Annotated in this window: 18 protein-coding genes; 15 read left to right on the top strand and 3 right to left on the bottom strand. The window is 54.6% G+C overall.

Features of this window, described 5'->3' with window-relative positions:
• The first annotated feature begins 95 nt into the window (after positions 1–95).
• From rpmH to ftsY, 9 genes are all read left to right on the top strand, one after another.
• Positions 96–230, top strand: a complete 135-nt coding sequence (gene rpmH / locus M9H61_RS09910; RefSeq protein WP_007091264.1) for a 50S ribosomal protein L34 — start codon at positions 96–98, stop codon at positions 228–230.
• 4 nt (positions 231–234) lie between these two features.
• Complete coding sequence (gene rnpA, locus M9H61_RS09905) at positions 235–696, top strand: ribonuclease P protein component (RefSeq protein ID WP_068517297.1); 462 nt, start codon at positions 235–237, stop codon at positions 694–696.
• Positions 693–1,004, top strand: coding sequence for a membrane protein insertion efficiency factor YidD (gene yidD, locus M9H61_RS09900; protein ID WP_101248177.1), 312 nt, complete (start codon positions 693–695; stop codon positions 1,002–1,004). Before rnpA ends, yidD begins: the two co-directional genes overlap by 4 nt.
• 45 nt (positions 1,005–1,049) lie before the next feature.
• On the top strand, positions 1,050–2,762 hold the full coding sequence (gene yidC, locus M9H61_RS09895; RefSeq protein ID WP_068517296.1) for a membrane protein insertase YidC: 1,713 nt from the start codon (positions 1,050–1,052) through the stop codon (positions 2,760–2,762).
• 72 nt (positions 2,763–2,834) lie between these two features.
• The gene (gene yihA / locus M9H61_RS09890) at positions 2,835–3,497 is read left to right on the top strand and encodes a ribosome biogenesis GTP-binding protein YihA/YsxC (protein ID WP_114114343.1); all 663 of its coding nucleotides are present in this window, start codon (positions 2,835–2,837) and stop codon (positions 3,495–3,497) included.
• 37 nt (positions 3,498–3,534) lie between these two features.
• Positions 3,535–4,464 carry an acetylglutamate kinase gene (argB, locus tag M9H61_RS09885; RefSeq protein ID WP_250284850.1) on the top strand — a complete coding sequence of 310 codons (930 nt, stop codon included), beginning with the start codon at positions 3,535–3,537 and terminating at the stop codon, positions 4,462–4,464.
• A 196-nt stretch (positions 4,465–4,660) separates the two neighbouring features.
• Entirely contained in the window at positions 4,661–5,686 is a 1,026-nt protein-coding gene (locus M9H61_RS09880; protein ID WP_101248196.1) for a GGDEF domain-containing protein, read from the top strand.
• A gap of 211 nt (positions 5,687–5,897) precedes the next feature.
• Positions 5,898–7,154 carry a tRNA (N(6)-L-threonylcarbamoyladenosine(37)-C(2))-methylthiotransferase MtaB gene (gene mtaB / locus M9H61_RS09875; RefSeq protein WP_068517293.1) on the top strand — a complete coding sequence of 419 codons (1,257 nt, stop codon included), beginning with the start codon at positions 5,898–5,900 and terminating at the stop codon, positions 7,152–7,154.
• Positions 7,151–8,086: a signal recognition particle-docking protein FtsY gene (gene ftsY / locus M9H61_RS09870; protein WP_068517292.1), complete on the top strand. Its 936-nt coding sequence runs from the start codon at positions 7,151–7,153 to the stop codon at positions 8,084–8,086. The genes mtaB and ftsY overlap by 4 nt, the downstream gene beginning before the upstream one ends.
• Before the next feature lie 56 nt (positions 8,087–8,142).
• On the opposite strand, the gene M9H61_RS09865 is transcribed toward ftsY, so the two are convergent.
• Positions 8,143–9,522: a diacylglycerol kinase family protein gene (locus M9H61_RS09865; RefSeq protein ID WP_250284849.1), complete on the bottom strand. Its 1,380-nt coding sequence runs from the start codon at positions 9,520–9,522 to the stop codon at positions 8,143–8,145.
• Between the two features lie 75 nt (positions 9,523–9,597).
• Positions 9,598–10,101 (bottom strand): Dps family protein, encoded by a 504-nt coding sequence (locus M9H61_RS09860; protein ID WP_068517290.1) that lies wholly within the window; start codon positions 10,099–10,101, stop codon positions 9,598–9,600.
• 226 nt (positions 10,102–10,327) lie between these two features.
• Between M9H61_RS09860 and M9H61_RS09855 the strand changes: the two genes are divergently transcribed.
• Together M9H61_RS09855 and M9H61_RS09850 are read left to right on the top strand one after the other, a co-directional pair.
• The gene (locus M9H61_RS09855) at positions 10,328–10,795 is read left to right on the top strand and encodes a hypothetical protein (protein ID WP_114114354.1); all 468 of its coding nucleotides are present in this window, start codon (positions 10,328–10,330) and stop codon (positions 10,793–10,795) included.
• A gap of 97 nt (positions 10,796–10,892) precedes the next feature.
• Entirely contained in the window at positions 10,893–11,477 is a 585-nt protein-coding gene (locus M9H61_RS09850; RefSeq protein WP_250284838.1) for a YqaA family protein, read from the top strand.
• Between the two features lie 71 nt (positions 11,478–11,548).
• Here the strand turns inward: M9H61_RS09850 and M9H61_RS09845 are convergent, their stop codons facing one another.
• On the bottom strand, positions 11,549–11,758 hold the full coding sequence (locus M9H61_RS09845) for a hypothetical protein (protein WP_068517289.1): 210 nt from the start codon (positions 11,756–11,758) through the stop codon (positions 11,549–11,551).
• 344 nt (positions 11,759–12,102) lie between these two features.
• Here M9H61_RS09845 and M9H61_RS09840 point away from each other — a divergent pair, with 344 nt between their 5' ends.
• The 4 genes from M9H61_RS09840 to chrA all read left to right on the top strand — a co-directional run bounded on the left by M9H61_RS09840 (position 12,103) and on the right by chrA (position 16,342).
• On the top strand, positions 12,103–12,630 hold the full coding sequence (locus M9H61_RS09840; protein ID WP_068517288.1) for an RNA polymerase sigma factor: 528 nt from the start codon (positions 12,103–12,105) through the stop codon (positions 12,628–12,630).
• A 1-nt stretch (position 12,631) separates the two neighbouring features.
• Positions 12,632–12,874, top strand: coding sequence for a hypothetical protein (locus tag M9H61_RS09835; RefSeq protein ID WP_068517287.1), 243 nt, complete (start codon positions 12,632–12,634; stop codon positions 12,872–12,874).
• A 516-nt stretch (positions 12,875–13,390) separates the two neighbouring features.
• Positions 13,391–14,860 (top strand): AMP nucleosidase, encoded by a 1,470-nt coding sequence (locus tag M9H61_RS09830; protein ID WP_228194404.1) that lies wholly within the window; start codon positions 13,391–13,393, stop codon positions 14,858–14,860.
• 279 nt (positions 14,861–15,139) lie between these two features.
• On the top strand, positions 15,140–16,342 hold the full coding sequence (gene chrA, locus M9H61_RS09825) for a chromate efflux transporter (protein ID WP_250284837.1): 1,203 nt from the start codon (positions 15,140–15,142) through the stop codon (positions 16,340–16,342).
• The last annotated feature ends 25 nt before the right edge of the window (positions 16,343–16,367 follow it).

Genomic DNA, 16,367 nt, shown 5'->3' with positions numbered 1-16,367 from the left:
ATCACCCTGTCACGAGTTGACAGCCATTGTGTGAAGCCCTATACAGCGGACCTCGAATTTTATCGGATTACCTTATTTAGAACGGAGTAAGTGCAGTGAAGCGCACCTACCAGCCAAGCAAACTCGTACGGAAACGCCGCCACGGCTTCCGTTCCCGCAGCGCGACCGTCGGTGGCCGCCGTGTGCTGACCGCACGCCGCGCCAAGGGCCGCAAGCGTCTGTCGGCCTAATGTTGTGACCATTTCGGTGGAACGCCTTAAAAAGCGTGCGGAATTCCTCCGTGTTGCGGGCACCCGCCGAAAATGGGTTACACAAGGGTTGATCCTTCAGGGCGCACCGCGCCCGGGGATCAAGCCGGATACAGAATACGCCGGTGAAGATCGATTCGCACGAGTCGGATTTACCGTCACCAAAAAGGTGGGAAAGGCCGTCGTCCGCAATCGCGTTCGGCGGCGTTTGCGTGCTGTGGCAGAGCAATTGATGAGCGAACTCGCATTACCCGGTTGGGATTATGTCGTGATCGGTCGTGCCCAAACCATTGATCGGCCGTTTGACAAGCTGATTGATGATATGAAGTTTGCTCTGCGTCGGGTTCCTGATGCCAAACCGTCAGCACCGGATTCGCGCCGTCCCCGCAAGGGTCGCGGTGGCAATCCGTCCAGTGCCCAGACAAAGGCAGGAGGCCAGTCAAAATGACCTCCCGGACTCCCGCACCCGGTTTCGTAGCCCGTCTTCTTCAAATCGCTGTTCGCGGTTACCAGCTGTTTTTGTCGCCTTATATCGGGTGGTCCTGTCGCTATCAGCCGACCTGTTCGGCATTTATGATAGAAGCATTGGCCCGTCACGGGGCAATAAAAGGCGGCTGGATGGGATTTAAACGGATAATGCGTTGCCATCCATGGGGTGGTCATGGTTATGATCCCGTGCCCGGATGTGGCTGCGAACAAAACAAAGCGTCGTCGGACGGTGAAAACCGGTCCCCGGCGCTTTCGTCATGTAAATAGAATAAGCGGTCGGCGCGTGCTGGCTGAGCAAAGCGGAAAGAGGCGATGAACGAACAACGTAACCTGTGGGTGGCAATTGCATCGGCAGTTGTGATTCTTATCGGGTGGCAATTCTTCTTTGCGCCGGAGCCTGATACCCAGGTTCGTGAGGCGCAAGTTCGTGAACAGCTTGATGCAAACGGCACCAACACGCCGCAGGTATCAAACGGTACACCGCGTGTACCGGGCGGTGGACCGGCAGTGCCGACAGTCAAACGTGAAGATGCACTGGCGAAATCGCCACGCATCGCGATTGATACCCCGCGCATCGAAGGTTCGATTCGCCTTGTTGGCGGCGTGATCGACGATATCCAGCTTCAGGATTATCGCGAGACCGAAGAACCCGACAGCCCGCTGATCCATGTTCTGAACCCGACCGGCAGCGATGATGCCTATTTCGCCGAATTCGGCTGGGTCGGCGCTGACAGGAACATCGCCCTTCCCAACAGCGACACCCGCTGGACGGCAAGCAGCGACAAGCTGACCTCGGAAACCCCGGTTGTCCTGTCCTGGGACAACGGTGCGGGCCTGACCTTCAAACGTGAAATCGCCATTGACGAGAACTATCTGTTCACCGTCAAACAGTCGGTCGAAAACAATAGCGGTGCGGAAGTTACCCTGCATCCCTATGGTCTGATTTCGCGCAAGGGCATGCCCCATACATCGGGCTTTGCCGTTTTGCATGAAGGCCCGATTGGCGTCATCAATGGCAGCCTTGAGGAATACAAATACGATTCCCTTGCCGATGATGGTGCGGTTGAAGAAACCACCACCGGCGGCTGGCTTGGTTTCTCGGACAAATATTGGCTGGTCGCGCTGGCGCCGGCATCTGATGAACAGATGACCACGCGCTTTAGCCACCATATCGATAACAATACCGACAAGTTCCAGACTGATTACCTTGGTTCGGCCCGCACGGTTGCCGATGGTGCGTCCGCATCCTCGGAAAGCCGCCTGTTTGCGGGTGCCAAGGAATACAACCTGCTGGTCGAATATCAGGATGAATTTTCGATCAAGCTTCTGGACCGTGCGATCGACTTTGGCTGGTTCTGGTTCCTGACCATTCCGTTCTTTGAAATGCTGCAGTGGATCAACCATCTGGTTGGCAACTTCGGCGTTGCCATTCTTCTGCTGACGGTTCTGGTCAAGGCCGTGATGTTCCCGCTGGCGAACAAGTCGTACAAATCCATGAGTGCGATGAAAAAGCTTCAGCCGAAAATCACGGCGATGCGCGAACAGTTCAAGGATGACCGTCAACGTCAGCAGCAGGAAATGATGGCGCTTTACAAGCGCGAGAAGATCAACCCGGCTTCGGGCTGTCTGCCGATTATTGTTCAGATCCCGGTCTTCTTTGCGCTCTACAAGACCCTGTTTGTGAACATTGAAATGCGCCATGCGCCATTCTTTGGCTGGATCCAGGACTTGTCCGCACCGGATCCGACCACGATCTTCAACCTGTTTGGCCTGATCCCGTGGGATCCGCCCCAGATGTTGATGATTGGTGTCTGGCCGCTGATCATGGGTCTTACCATGTATCTGCAGCAGAAACTGAACCCGGCACCGGCCGATCCGACCCAGGCGAAGATCATGATGTTCCTGCCGTTCATCTTTACCTTCATGCTGGCAAGTTTCCCGGCTGGTCTGGTGATCTACTGGGCATGGAACAACACGCTGTCGATCATTCAGCAGCGCTACATCATGTACAAGATGGGGGTTTAACCCCCATCTACCCTTTACGGGTTTATCTTCCCTTCGGGGGAAAATCCCCGCCAGTTCGGGGAAGGAATGACAATGACACAAGAAAATTTGCCCTCGGATACTGCTATTCCGAAGCATGAAGACTCAGTAATCGAAGCCGGGCGGAAGCTTTTTAGCCGCCCGGTTAACTTCGTTCTTGGTGTGGCGCAGCTCGAACAGTTGCCGCCCGAGGAAAAAACAGAAATCTGTTTTGCCGGACGTTCCAATGTCGGCAAGTCCAGCCTGATCAATGCGATCACGGGCCGCAAGGACATTGCCCGGACGTCAAACACGCCGGGACGTACCCAGCAGCTGAACTATTTTGATCTGGATGGCGCGTGCTATGTCGTCGATTTGCCGGGCTATGGTTTTGCCCAGGCGCCAAAGGATATCGTCGATACTTGGCATGCACTGATCAAACAGTATCTGCGCGGGCGTGTGACCCTGCGTCGTGTGTTCGTGCTGATTGATTCCAGGCACGGCTTCAAAAAGGCCGATCTGGACATGATGAAGCTGCTTGATGAGTCAGCGGTGCCTTATCAGGTTGTGCTGACCAAGTCGGACAAGCTAAAAAAGGGACAGCTTGAAAAACGCATCAAGGAAGTGGTCGATGCCCTGGTGAAACACCCGGCCGCCTTGCCACAGATTTTTGCGACATCAAGTGAGAAGAATACCGGACTTGCGGAATTGCGGGCAGAAATATCCACGCTGCTGTAACATCGTCAGGTTCATCGCTTAATTATGGGGAAGTGAGATGAACGAAGAAATCCGTTCTGAAGAAGACCAATCGGAATCCAGCGCATACCGGACGCTGGCACGTGCCAAAGTCCTTTCCGAGGCTCTTCCCTATATGCGACGATTTAACGGTCAGACGATCGTGATCAAGTATGGCGGCCACGCGATGGGTGACCCGGAACTGGCCCGCCTGTTTGCCCAGGATATGGTGTTGCTCAAGCAGGTCGGCATGAACCCGATCGTGGTGCATGGCGGTGGTCCGCAGATCGGCCAGATGCTCAAGCAGCTCAATATCCAGTCGGAATTTGTCGACGGTCTTCGTGTGACCGATCAGCAAACCATCGACGTTGTCGAAATGGTTCTGGCCGGCAAGATCAACAAGGAAATCGTTTCCAACATCAATGCCGCTGGCGGTATCGGTGTCGGTCTGTGCGGCAAGGATGCGCATCTGATCACGGCGCGCAAACTGACCCGGACCAAGCGCGACCCGGAAAGCAACATCGAAAAGGTGCTTGATCTGGGCTTTGTCGGTGAACCGGCAAAGGTCAATCCGCATGTGCTTGATTGCTTCATCAATACCGACATTATCCCGGTCATCTCACCGATCGGTGTTGGCGAGGATGGTCAGACCTATAACATCAACGCCGATACGGCGGCCGGGGCGATTGCCAAGGCGGTCGGTGCGCGTCGTCTTTATATGCTGACCGATGTGAAGGGCATTCTTGATAAGGATAAAAACCTTGTAAGGGATGCCGATACCGACCACATCAACGAGATGATTGGCGATGGCACCATTCAGGGTGGCATGATCCCGAAAACCGAAACCTGCATGGATGCGGTACAGAACGGGGTCGAGGCCGCCGTGATTGTCGATGGGCGTGCCCCCCATGCCGTGTTGCTGGAACTGTTCACCGAACGCGGTGCCGGGACCATGATCCGCGGGAACTGATCAACGGGTACCGGTCCTGTCAATCTGGCTTGAATGATCAGCCGGACGGGCGGGACCGGATCCCTGCAATGAACCACCACTTTCGTATAGTTTCCCGCGACGGATATCGGGTTCCGTGATATGTTGATGCGCAGATTTACGCCGTTCTGGCGTAGTGCATTGACATGATTACCGAAAACGAGCCGGAGCAACCGTGGTGACGACGACGGACCAACAGATAACCCGTCATTGGGAATATGCGGATGCGACTTTAAGGGCTCTGCGCGAGCGCGGCCTGCGCCCCACGCCAGAGCTGTACCATGTATGGTTCGTCTATTTCGCCGAAGAAAATCCCGAAATCTTGCGCGTCATTGATGCGGTCCAGGCCAGCGGCGACCAACTTGCCGAAGACACCCTGCTTCAGCTTTATTACCGTTATATCTTTGACCGTCAGGCTGCCGATTTCCTGCAACGTGGCATGGAAGACTTTTCCGAGCTGGTGGAAAACAGCGACGAATGTCTGAGTACGGCGCGTGCCGGTCTTGGCAAATATGGCGATCTTCTTGGCCGGTCACTTGCGACCCTTAAGGATCACCGCGAACTAAGCCCGATCCTGACCGAGGTCATCGATCAAACCGATCAGATGCGCCAGACGATCGACGGTTTGCACAAGCGCCTTGATAGCTATCTGAGCCGCGTTGCCATGTTGCAGCGTGAACTCGATGAAACCCGCGAGCGATCCTATACCGACGGCCTGACGCGGGTGTCCAACCGCATGTATTTCGAAGAACAGCTGACCTTGCTGGCGGCGGAATATGATGCATCTGATCATCCCGAACCGTTTTGTGTGATGATGGTCGATCTTGATCAGTTCAAATCGGTTAATGACCGGTTCGGGCATCGCATCGGGGATGAAATTCTGGTTCTGATTGCTTCGATGCTGAAGGCTAATATCAAGGGGCGGGACATTGTTGCGCGTTATGGCGGTGATGAATTTGCCATCCTGCTGCCCCAGACGCCGCTTGGCGATGCCATGGCGCTGGCCGAAGATATGAGCAAACGCATCGCCGCACGCGAAATCAAGGCCAAGAGTTCCGGGACATCCTATGGCCAGATGACCATTTCGGTCGGTGCTGCGGAATATATCGCCAATGAAGGCGGTGCAAAGCTGATTGATCGTGCCGACAGTGCCCTTTATCGCGCCAAGAAGAATGGCCGGAACCGGAATTTCGCCGCCGAGTGACACGGGTTCTACTGTCGATTGGGGCAATGGGCGTGGTTTTGCACTTCAATGCATGTGTGCCATGACGGTGGCAGACTTGCATTGAAGCGTTCAAAAGCGTATGTAACCAGCGCCCGGCATGGTCTGATGACTGTGCCGGGCGTTCCGCACTTGCAGTCATCAACAATGTTGCGCAGGCGCAGAGTTTCCCGAACCAACAACAGATCGCAGAATGCAAAGCACCAAAGAGCCGCGCGTAGTTACATTTGGATGTCGCCTGAACACCTATGAATCCGAGGTGATGCGCGACCATGCCAAAAATGCCGGCCTTGATGATGCGATCATTATCAATACCTGTGCGGTCACGACCGAGGCCGAACGTCAGGCGCGGCAAAGCATCCGCCGCCTGCGCCGGGAAAACCCCGATGCCAAGATCTTCGTGACCGGGTGTGCTGTTCAGGTCAATCCCGACAAATTCGCCAAAATGACCGAGATCGACCGCATCTTTGGCAATGACGCCAAGATGAAGGCCGAAACGTTCCTTATGCCCGAACATGAACGCGTTGTCGTCAATGACATCATGTCGGTCGAAGAAACGGCAAGTCATCTGGTCTCGGGGTTCGAGGGCCGCGCACGCGCCTTCGTACAGGTTCAAAACGGCTGTGATCACCGCTGCACCTTCTGCATTATCCCTTATGGTCGTGGAAATTCGCGTTCTGTGCCGATGGGTGAAATTGTCAGCCAGGTGCGCGAACTGGTCGCCAACGGGTATGGCGAAGTCGTCCTGACCGGGGTTGATATCACGTCCTATGGGCATGATCTTCCGGGGCAGCCGACATTGGGCCAGATGTCGCGCCGGCTTCTGGCACAGGTGCCCGAACTGCCGCGTTTGCGCATTTCATCAATTGACCCGGTCGAGGTGGACGAAGACCTGTTTCGTCTGATCGAAACCGAACCGCGTCTGATGCCGCATATGCATATCAGCTTGCAGGCAGGCGATGACATGGTGCTCAAACGCATGAAACGCCGCCATCTGCGTCAGGATGTGGTCGATTTCTGTCAAAAAGTTCGCCAATTGCGCCCGGATGTGACATTCGGCGCCGATATCATTGCCGGTTTCCCGACCGAAACCGACGAAATGGCGGATAACACCCTGCGTCTGGTTGATGAGTGCGGTCTGATTTATCTGCATGTCTTCCCGTATTCCGCACGTCCGGGGACCCCGGCGGCACGGATGCCCCAGGTGCCCAAAGACCTGCGCAAGGAACGGGCAAGTGCACTGCGCGAAGCAGGTGATATTCAGCTCAACAAATTCCTGCAATCACGCATCGGCATGATCGAGAATGTGTTGGTCGAAAAGGAAAATACCGGTCATACCGAGCATTTTGCTCCCGTTCTGCTTGATCGCGTGATAGAACCGGGCTCAATAGCCAAGGCCAAGGTAACCGGCCTTGAAGATGGAAAACTGATAGCGGAGCTTGTGGGATGAGTGAAGAGGGGAAGAAAAGCTGGTTTAGCCGCCTGAAAGACGGGCTGAAGCGGTCCTCCTCAAAACTGACCACCGGGATTGCCGATATCTTCACCAAGCGCCGTCTTGACGACGATGCGCTTGAAGAATTCGAAGATCTTCTGATTACATCGGATCTGGGTGTTACGACCGCTGCCAAGCTGAGCGCGGAACTGGCCAAGACCCGTTTCGACAAGGAAGTTGATTCCGCTGAAATCCAGGAATTCATCGCCGACGAAGTCGCCAAAATCCTTGATCCGGTTGCCAGGCCGCTGGTTATTGACGCGACCAAGAAGCCGCATGTGGTTCTTGTTGTCGGGGTCAACGGATCGGGCAAGACCACGACGATCGGCAAACTTGCCAAGACCTATAAGGATCAGGGGCTCAAGGTCATGATGGCGGCGGGCGATACATTCCGTGCCGCCGCGGTCGAGCAGCTTAAAGTCTGGGGCGAACGCACCGATTGCCCGGTGATTGCGCGCGATACCGGCGCGGATGCCGCGGGCCTTGCCTTTGACGCGATCGATCAGGCACAGCGTGAAGGTTACGACCTGTTGCTGATTGATACTGCCGGTCGCCTTCAGAACAAGGCACATCTGATGGATGAGCTTAAAAAGATCGTTCGCGTGATCAAGAAACGTGATGACAGTGCGCCGCATGACACGCTTCTGGTGCTTGATGCAACGACCGGTCAGAACGCCCATTCCCAGGTCGAAACCTTTGGCGAGGCCACCGATGTCTCGGGCCTGATCGTGACCAAACTTGATGGCACGGCCAAGGGCGGCGTTGTCGTCGCGCTGGCTGAAAAATTCGGCAAGCCAGTTCATGCCATCGGCGTTGGCGAAGCGGCCGAAGATCTGCGTCCGTTCGAAGCCAAATCATTCGCCCGCAGTTTGGCCGGGCTTTCCGACTGATTTAAACGCACTGTTTCCCAAATCAAAAGGCAGCCCCGCGGGGCTGCCTTTTTGCGTCAGAATTTCGCGATGATATCGCCGATCGACTTTCGGAAATTTGCGATTTCCTGTGTCAGGGTCGCAATCTGCTTTTTCAGCTCATCTGGCAATGCATTCTGGTCAAGATGGTCCAGTTCGGCGGCAAGTTCCTTTGCACGGTGATCAAGCCCGTTTGCAAGGCGCTGGTCGGCATTGTCAAACAGCCACTCCATCACGCGGTCCCGAAGTTCTTCAAGGCTGTGCAAATCCGGATCGGGTGACGGTGCGGTGATCCCGAAGGGCCGCAAGCTTAATTCCAGCTGACGATACAGGTCGCGCAATGTGCGCGTGCTGTCATGACAAAGCGATTTGAGCTGGCCGTCATGAACAACCGGCAGGATGGCTTCAAGGCGCAAGGTGAAATCAACCGTGTCACGCACGACGTCATTGATTTCATTTTGCTGGTCGATGGTTTCGGGCATGTCGCTGCGATTGCGTTTTTCTTCAGCGACATAGCTGTTCGGGGCGAAAACCGGCAGCGCACCGGCGCGCAGGGTAAAGCGGGCCGGCAATTTACCGATGATTTCACCATCGGCAAGGATCGGCGCGCCATCTTCGCCCTCGATCGTGATGTCGTCGCATTCCATGGTCAGCGCATAGCTGCTGTTATCGACCGAGCCAAATAAAAGTTCGGCGGCGATATCAAGACCACTAAGTGTGTCGACACTGTCGCGAATGGCAAACATGTGCAAAAGACCGTCTTCCGGGCTTTTGGATTCGCTCGGACGCAGGCCGCCGCCAAAATACCGACCATTGGTAATGGTCAGCTGGCGCAGCTTCATTTTTTGCGGTTTCTCATCGCCGCAGGTAATCGTCAGATCCAGCGGATCCATTTCGTGCCAGCTTTGCCAATTGGCAACGGCATAGCTGATTGCGCCCAGGGTACGCTTAAGATCGGGATTGATCCGTTTGCGCGCATCGGCCGGAACACCGATGCTGGCCGCATTGATAAAGCTGTGGTCATTGACCCGCCCGACATCCAGCATCCTGATCTGACCATGAATGGCAGCGCGCGCGGCATCAACCAGATCATCGGGCAGGCCAAGGGTCCGTGCAAAGTCGTTTGCCGTGCCAAGCGGTACGGGGATCAGAACGGTCCCGGTTTCAATGACGGTTTCAAGAACCGCATTGATGGTGCCATCCCCGCCACCCACAGCGACAATGTCACCGGGTTTGGCAGTGGATTTCAGGTGTTTGCAAATATCATCCGGATTGTCACACAGCGTAAGATCGGTCTGATAACCGGCATCTTCGAACACGGTGCGCAGGGGTTCTGCGCCATTGGTACGCCAGTCATCAGGCAACTTTTTGCGGGTTAACAGCAAATGTACCTTACCGGTCAGATCGGAACTTTTCACGGCAATGGACTTTCACAAGATGAGAGGGGCTGGGGGCGAACCGGCGCCACCAGGCGCCGGTTCATAATATATGTATCAGGAAATCGTTGCGCGCAGCATCCAGGCTGCTTCTTCATGCACGCCGATACGTTCGGTCAGAAGATCGGCGGTTTTTACGTCATCGACTTCCTCGGCTGCGGCAACGCCGTCACGGATCAGGCGGGCCATTTTTTCGTGGTCATCAACAAGCTCGGCAACCATGTCATTGGTTTCAAGCAGCTTATCCTGATCAGAAATGACAGAATTTTCCATCATTTCCTTAAGACCGGTCGGTGCTGCAAAGCCGATGGCGCGAATACGTTCGGCCATATCGTCAATGGCGGCATGCAGGTCTTCATACTGCTCTTCGGTCATTTTATGCAGCGAATAGAAGGCCGGGCCGACCACGTTCCAGTGAACACCGCGCATTTTGGCATAGAGTACGTGCGACGAGCCAATGATCTGGGTCAGCATCGTGGCCAGTTCGCGGCGATCCTTGCGGTTCACGCCGGTTTCGACGGGAAATTCCTTTGCAACGGTCTGCATACTGCTATGTGCCATTTTAAAACTCCTTTGGTTTTGAGGCGCCCCCGCACGGCACGATATATATATGTCATGTGCCTTATTGCGATTTGGCGGGGCCGCTTTGACCATATAAACGTTGGCCTTTTTCAAAAGTTCCATGAAATAAAATCACCATAATTGGAACATTCTTTTGCACCATCCGTTTGTCAGTGTAAGCAGCGCGCAAGTAATTGTGCTGCCTATTATGAATAAGGAGGTTGTGATGTTGAGCAAGAAAACGCTGATGATTGGTACTGTACTTATGTCGATGGGTGTTGCGGTTCCGGCCTATGCCGGTTCGGCGAATGCCACCGACGCATCGGGCACGATCAAGACCGATGATGCAATGAAGTCGGACGCCAACAAGCTGGGCGACAAGATTGCGGCCCAGTATGAAGAAGCCAAAGACTTCACCTTTGAACAGAAAGAAGATTTCCTGGCGTGGGTCGATGAAAAATCCGACCAGCTTGGTGATCAGTATGACGACGTGTCTGCCCGTGTGAAAGATGACAGCGAAGACGCTGTTGATGAACTGGCAGAAGCCTGGGATAGCGCTACCGACGAGTTGAGCGATGCCATGGCATCGGCCAAGGACGCATCGGCAGATACGTGGGAAGACGTCAAACGCGATACGCTGAACGCGCTTGAAAATGCGCAGAAAGCCATCTCGGACAGTCAGTCCGCCGAATAAGACGTCACAACCTGAACTCGGCGATTGACGTCCGAGGGTGACAGCCCGCCCGTTTTGGGCGGGCTGTTCTTTTTTGTGCGGCAGGAAGGACATCATCTTGAAAAGCGATCAAAATCGTTCTTTCGGACGGCTCGGGGATTTTTTCCGTGCAGCCCAGGAACGGCTGGCAAAACTTGCCGCCGGGCGCAAGGGACTGGCCGGTATTGCCGGGGCGTCGTTTCTTGAAACAACCATCATCCCGATTCCGATTGAAATCGTGATTGCTCCGGTGATGGCGGCATCGCGTGCACGCGGCTTTATCGTCGCCACGGTGACTTTGGCCGGCAGTGTGGCCGGCGCGGTCGGGCTTTATTTCCTGGCCTGGGCATTATTTGATGATTTGGCCCAGCCCCTGATTGACATGATGGGCAGTCAGCAACAGTTTGATGAACTTCAGTCGAAATTCGAAGATGGCGGGTTCTGGCTGGTCTTTCTGGTCAGTGTCACACCCGTTCCCATGCAGATTGCCGCATTGGCAGCCGGGGCCGCGTCCTATCCGGTTTGGCTGTTTCTGATTGCCATTACGATATCGCGGGCTTTGCGATATTACGGATTGTGGGCAATGGTTTTGGGATTCGGCGCGGGAATCGCCCGCATTTTCGAAGGAAAGAAACCCAAAAACATTTCCGTTCCCGGAAAATAAGTCCTGTATTGGGAAAAAATAGATATGAAAAAGGCCCGCTTTTGACGGGCCTTTTTCATGGAAGATTTGTTTTATTCCGGCTCAACACGAAAATCTGTCGTGCTTTTGCCTTCTGTCTCCGGTTCTTCGACGTCCTCGGCGATAAGACCGCGGCGGATCAATTCACGGATTGCGGCGGCACGCGTTGGCATTCGATGATCGAAGCGCCAGTCATCAATGACCTTAAGCTCCTCGTCATCCAGCATGATCTGGAGCTTTTCTGTTCTTTTCGGCGTTGGCACGTGGGGTTTCCTGTCAATTTCAGGAGCTTTAATTAGCCCCTGAAGCCTTTGAAAATCAAGGCATTCAAAAATTTTGGAGTAACTTACGTTACCTCCGTTTCCTCCATAAGACAACCATCTTGCTGACTCTCGGTAAGTTCGAGCAGTGATGTAAGTAATGTAAAGTAATTACAGGCAGTAAATAATGTAACGTGATGCACTTAACTACATTGTGTCAGGTATGTGTTTTGATAATGTTGTGTATGTGCTGTTTGTTCATTGTATTGCCTAAGTTAACTATACGATTTTACTTTAAATTTCATTTTCTTTTGTTACGGTAAGTTCATCCGAACAAGGAGGTTGTGATGTCTACTCAAGTGATGAACGAAATCGAAGACCATGTGCCAGCACTGCGCCGTCATGCATATCGCCTGACCGGCAGCACCGATCTTGCGCAGGATCTGGTTCAGGACACTTTGTTGAAAGCCATCAGCAAGAAGGACCAGTTCGAAGAAGGCACGAGCCTTAAGGCCTGGTTGCACCGGATCCTGTTCAACACCTTTATTTCCAGCAAGCGCCGTGAAAAAACCCGCGGCCCGCAGGTCGACTGGGATGATCTTGGTGATGTGTATGGTCATGGCAGCAACCAGATGGCGCGTCTGCAATTGCGTGATGCTGACCGTGTTCTTGAAGAATTGCCCGAACAGGAACGCCAGGCCATCCTGCTGACCGCTGTTGAAGAAGTATCCTATCAGGATGCTGCCGATCAGATGTCTGTTGAAATCGGTACCGTGAAATCGCGTGTTGGACGTGCACGCCGCAAACTGCGTGCGTCGGTTGGTCGAATCGAAGCGCGCGAGCACGCCTCACGCTACGTCTCAGAGGCCGCATAATATGAGCCCGGTTCTTGCGATATATGGCAAGGAGCACATTCTTGGCTATGTACGCGGGACACTTCAGGACGACGAAGAGAAACACGAAATCGAAAGCCTGGTCCAAAGTGACCCGCGTGCCGCCAGAATTGTAAGTGACTTGAAAATGACCCATCTAGGTGACTCGTGGGCATTTGATCAGGGCGCGAAGCGCAGGCTTGAATACCTGCAAGAGATCGCCGAAGACGCCGATATATTAGCATGAGATATGCGTCAGGCGAATGGATGCTACGCGTCGATTAAAATTGACATTAATGACCAATGGTCATATAAAACTCACATCAGGGTTGACCGTCTTTTCCCTCAACGTCTAAGGCACCTCCCTGAAATTGCCGAAACCGTCCCCCGGTTTCGGCACTTTTTTTGCCCGGATTCCGGCACCCGCGATAACGTCACCGGTGCGCAGAATATTTGAGACCGGCCTTGTTATGGGCCGCGCATCAAAACTGTCATTTGGAATTCTTGAAAATAAATCCGACATATAAGTCATAAGCATCTGAAACCGCCGGAAAAGCGGGTTGTTTCGGCACAGCCGGTTCCCTGTATTTCAGGATATTCACCCAGGGATAGAACGGGATGAAAAAGTTTTCGGTTGTCAGAAGGCGGGCGGGCGGTGATAAATCTCTCGCTCCAAGGGCCTTTGTAATTGATCGGGCGTGATTTCACGCACCTTGATCAGACAGGGGTTCTGAAACAACAATAACAAAAAGGAGCATCCATTATGGTTTCTGGAGTACACGGATCGGTACGCGATCTGTTTGAATTCACTGACGCTGACAAGGCACTTGCGCGCATCAAGGATATCTATGCGACCGGTGCCAATGCCGTTCAGGAGGCCTTTAACCGTTTCGGTCAAGGTCAGCAATCTTCCCCCGTACGCGCCTATTACCCGTATCTTGGCATCGAAGTGCCGCCGGAAAAGCTGCATGTCGAAAGCACGCTTTCGTTCGGCGCACCACGCGATCCGGGAATTTACGGCACGACGCTGACCCGTCCGGACCTGTTTGAAGAATATTACCGCGAGCAGATCGAACTTCTGCTTAAGAACCACGACGTGCCTGTTGTGGTTGGTGTGTCTGATCGCCCGATCCCGCTGCCATTCCTGGTCGAATCGGCAACCGACAGTATCGGTCCGACCGATATCCGGTCGATGCAGCTGATCTTTGACATGCCCGATCTGGCCCGTACCGATGATGATATCGCCAATGGCGTGCATTACGGCAACAGTGACGGCCCCAAACCGCTGTCGCTGTTTTCCGGGGAACGTGTTGATTATTCACTGGCACGTTTGCGCCATTACACGGCGACTGCACCGGAACATTTCCAGAAGTTCGTGCTGTTCACCAACTATCAGCGCTATGTCGATGAATTCATCGAATTCGCCAAATTGCAGCTCGAAGATCCGCAAAGCCCCTATGTCGCCTTTGTCGAACCGGGGCCGAAGGTCCATGTGCGCAAAGACGCCCCGACGGGTTGGCAGGAATCGGGCGAGGCGGTCAAGCAACTGCCGCAAATGCCGTCCTATCACCTGATCCGTGAAGACGGGCTTGGTGTGACGCTGGTCAATATCGGTGTCGGGCCGTCCAATGCAAAAACGGCAACGGATCATATTGCTGTGTTGCGTCCGCATTGCTGGTTGATGCTTGGTCACTGTGCGGGGCTGCGGCGCAGTCAGTTGCTTGGTGACTATGTGCTGGCCCATGGTTATGTGCGTGATGACCATGTTCTGGATTCGGATTTGCCCTTGTGGATTCCGGTCCCGCCGATTGCCGAAGTACAGGTCGCGCTTGCCGACTCGGTTGCCAAAATCACCGGTCTTAAAGGCCGCGAGATGAAGGCACGCATGCGAACCGGCACGGTGGCAACCACGGATAACCGTAACTGGGAACTGCGTTACAGCGAACTGTTCGGCCGTTTGAACCAGTCACGCGCAATTGCCGTGGATATGGAAAGTGCGACAATCGCTGCCAACGGTTTCCGGTTCCGTGTTCCGTATGGCACGCTTCTGTGTGTTTCCGACAAGCCGGTCCATGGCGAATTGAAACTGCCGGGCATGGCCAACAATTTCTATCGTCAGCGGATCGGTCAGCATCTTCAGGTTGGTCTCGATACCATCGATACCCTGCGTCAGGACGTCAATCAGCTGCATTCACGAAAATTGCGTTCGCTTGACGAACCGGCATTCCGCTAAAACCCGGATTTCCGGTCTGGCGCTTTGATCTTGCCCCTGTCACCGCATCACGCCGGTGGCAGGGGTTTTATTATGGTTTGATGACGAACGGGCATGGGGCTGCTTTTGACTTTGCAGGTGCTGCCCGGTTGCGTAAGTTCAGGCAAAACGATCCTGACGAACGTGATCATGGGGCAATAACCCGCAATGTCTGACAACATGACAAACCCTGACTCGGACCCTAACTTTGACCCTGCGCCGGTGTCATCTGTCTCACCTGCTTCACTGCCGGAAAATGGTGTGGGGCTGTGGCAGATTTTCATGATTTTCCTGCGTCTTGGTTTGACCAGCTTTGGCGGGCCGGTCGCCCATATCGGTTATTTCCGCGAAGAATTCGTCGCCCGGCGCAAATGGCTAAGTGATGCGGCCTATGCCGATCTGGTTGCGCTGTGTCAGTTCGCACCGGGACCGGCCAGTTCACAGGTTGGCATGGGGATTGGCATGGCGCTTGGCGGTGTGCGAGGATCCCTTGTGGCCTGGCTTGGTTTTACGATGCCGTCGGCCATTGTGCTGGCGGTTCTTGGCATGGCGTTTGTCGGGTTTGATCTGGCATCGGTTGACGGGGTTCTGCGCGGTCTCAAGCTGGTGGCGGTGGGCGTGGTTGCCCATGCCTTGTTTGGCATGGCACGAAGCCTCTGTCCCGATATTGCGCGTGCGGTTCTGGCCATTGTTGCCGCCGCCATCATGATCGCAAGCAGCACGGTCCTTGCGCAGTTTGCGGTCATTCTGGGCGGGATGCTGGCCGGTTTTGTGATGCAGCGCGCCAAGGTCGATGACCATCCGATGGCGCCGATGGCCCCCCGTTCGGCCACGGGGGCGATTGTCGCACTTTGTTGTTTCTTTGCCCTTTTGGTCATTTTGCCACTGGCAGCCCATTTTGATCAAAGCGGGCTGTTTGCGGTGATTGACGGATTTTATCGCAGCGGGGCGCTGGTATTTGGCGGCGGGCATGTTGTCTTGCCGCTTCTGGAAAATGCTGTGGTCGATCCGGGCTGGGTCGATACACAGACCTTCCTTGCCGGTTATGGCGCGACCCAGGCGGTTCCCGGGCCGATCTTTACCTTTGCGGCGTATCTTGGTGCTGCCTTGCATAACGGGTCGGCCATGGATGGCAGCATCGTGATCAGTGCGGTGACGTCGATGATTACCCTGGTGGCGATCTTTTTGCCGGCCTGGTTGCTTGTTGTCGGACTGTTGCCGTTCTGGGACCGGGTGCGGCATATCGGCGCAATGCGGGCCGGGTTGCTGGGCGTTAATGCCGCGGTGGTTGGGTTGCTGGCGGCGGTTCTTTATGACCCGATCTGGACCGGTGCAATCCATGACATGTTTGATATCGGCTGTGTCGCGATCGCCTTTGTTGTTTTGCAATGGCGGATCATGCCGGTCTGGGCGCTGGTCGGGACCGGGGCAGGTGCCGGGTATGTTGTGGCGCTGCTGGCCTAGGATCTGAATCCGATTGAATGTTCTG

It is taken from the genome of Thalassospira sp. GO-4 (assembly GCF_023588965.1).
GTDB lineage: Bacteria > Pseudomonadota > Alphaproteobacteria > Rhodospirillales > Thalassospiraceae > Thalassospira > Thalassospira povalilytica.
The sequence above is the reverse complement of the archived record's forward strand: the minus strand, read 5'-3'. Positions and strand labels throughout refer to the sequence as shown.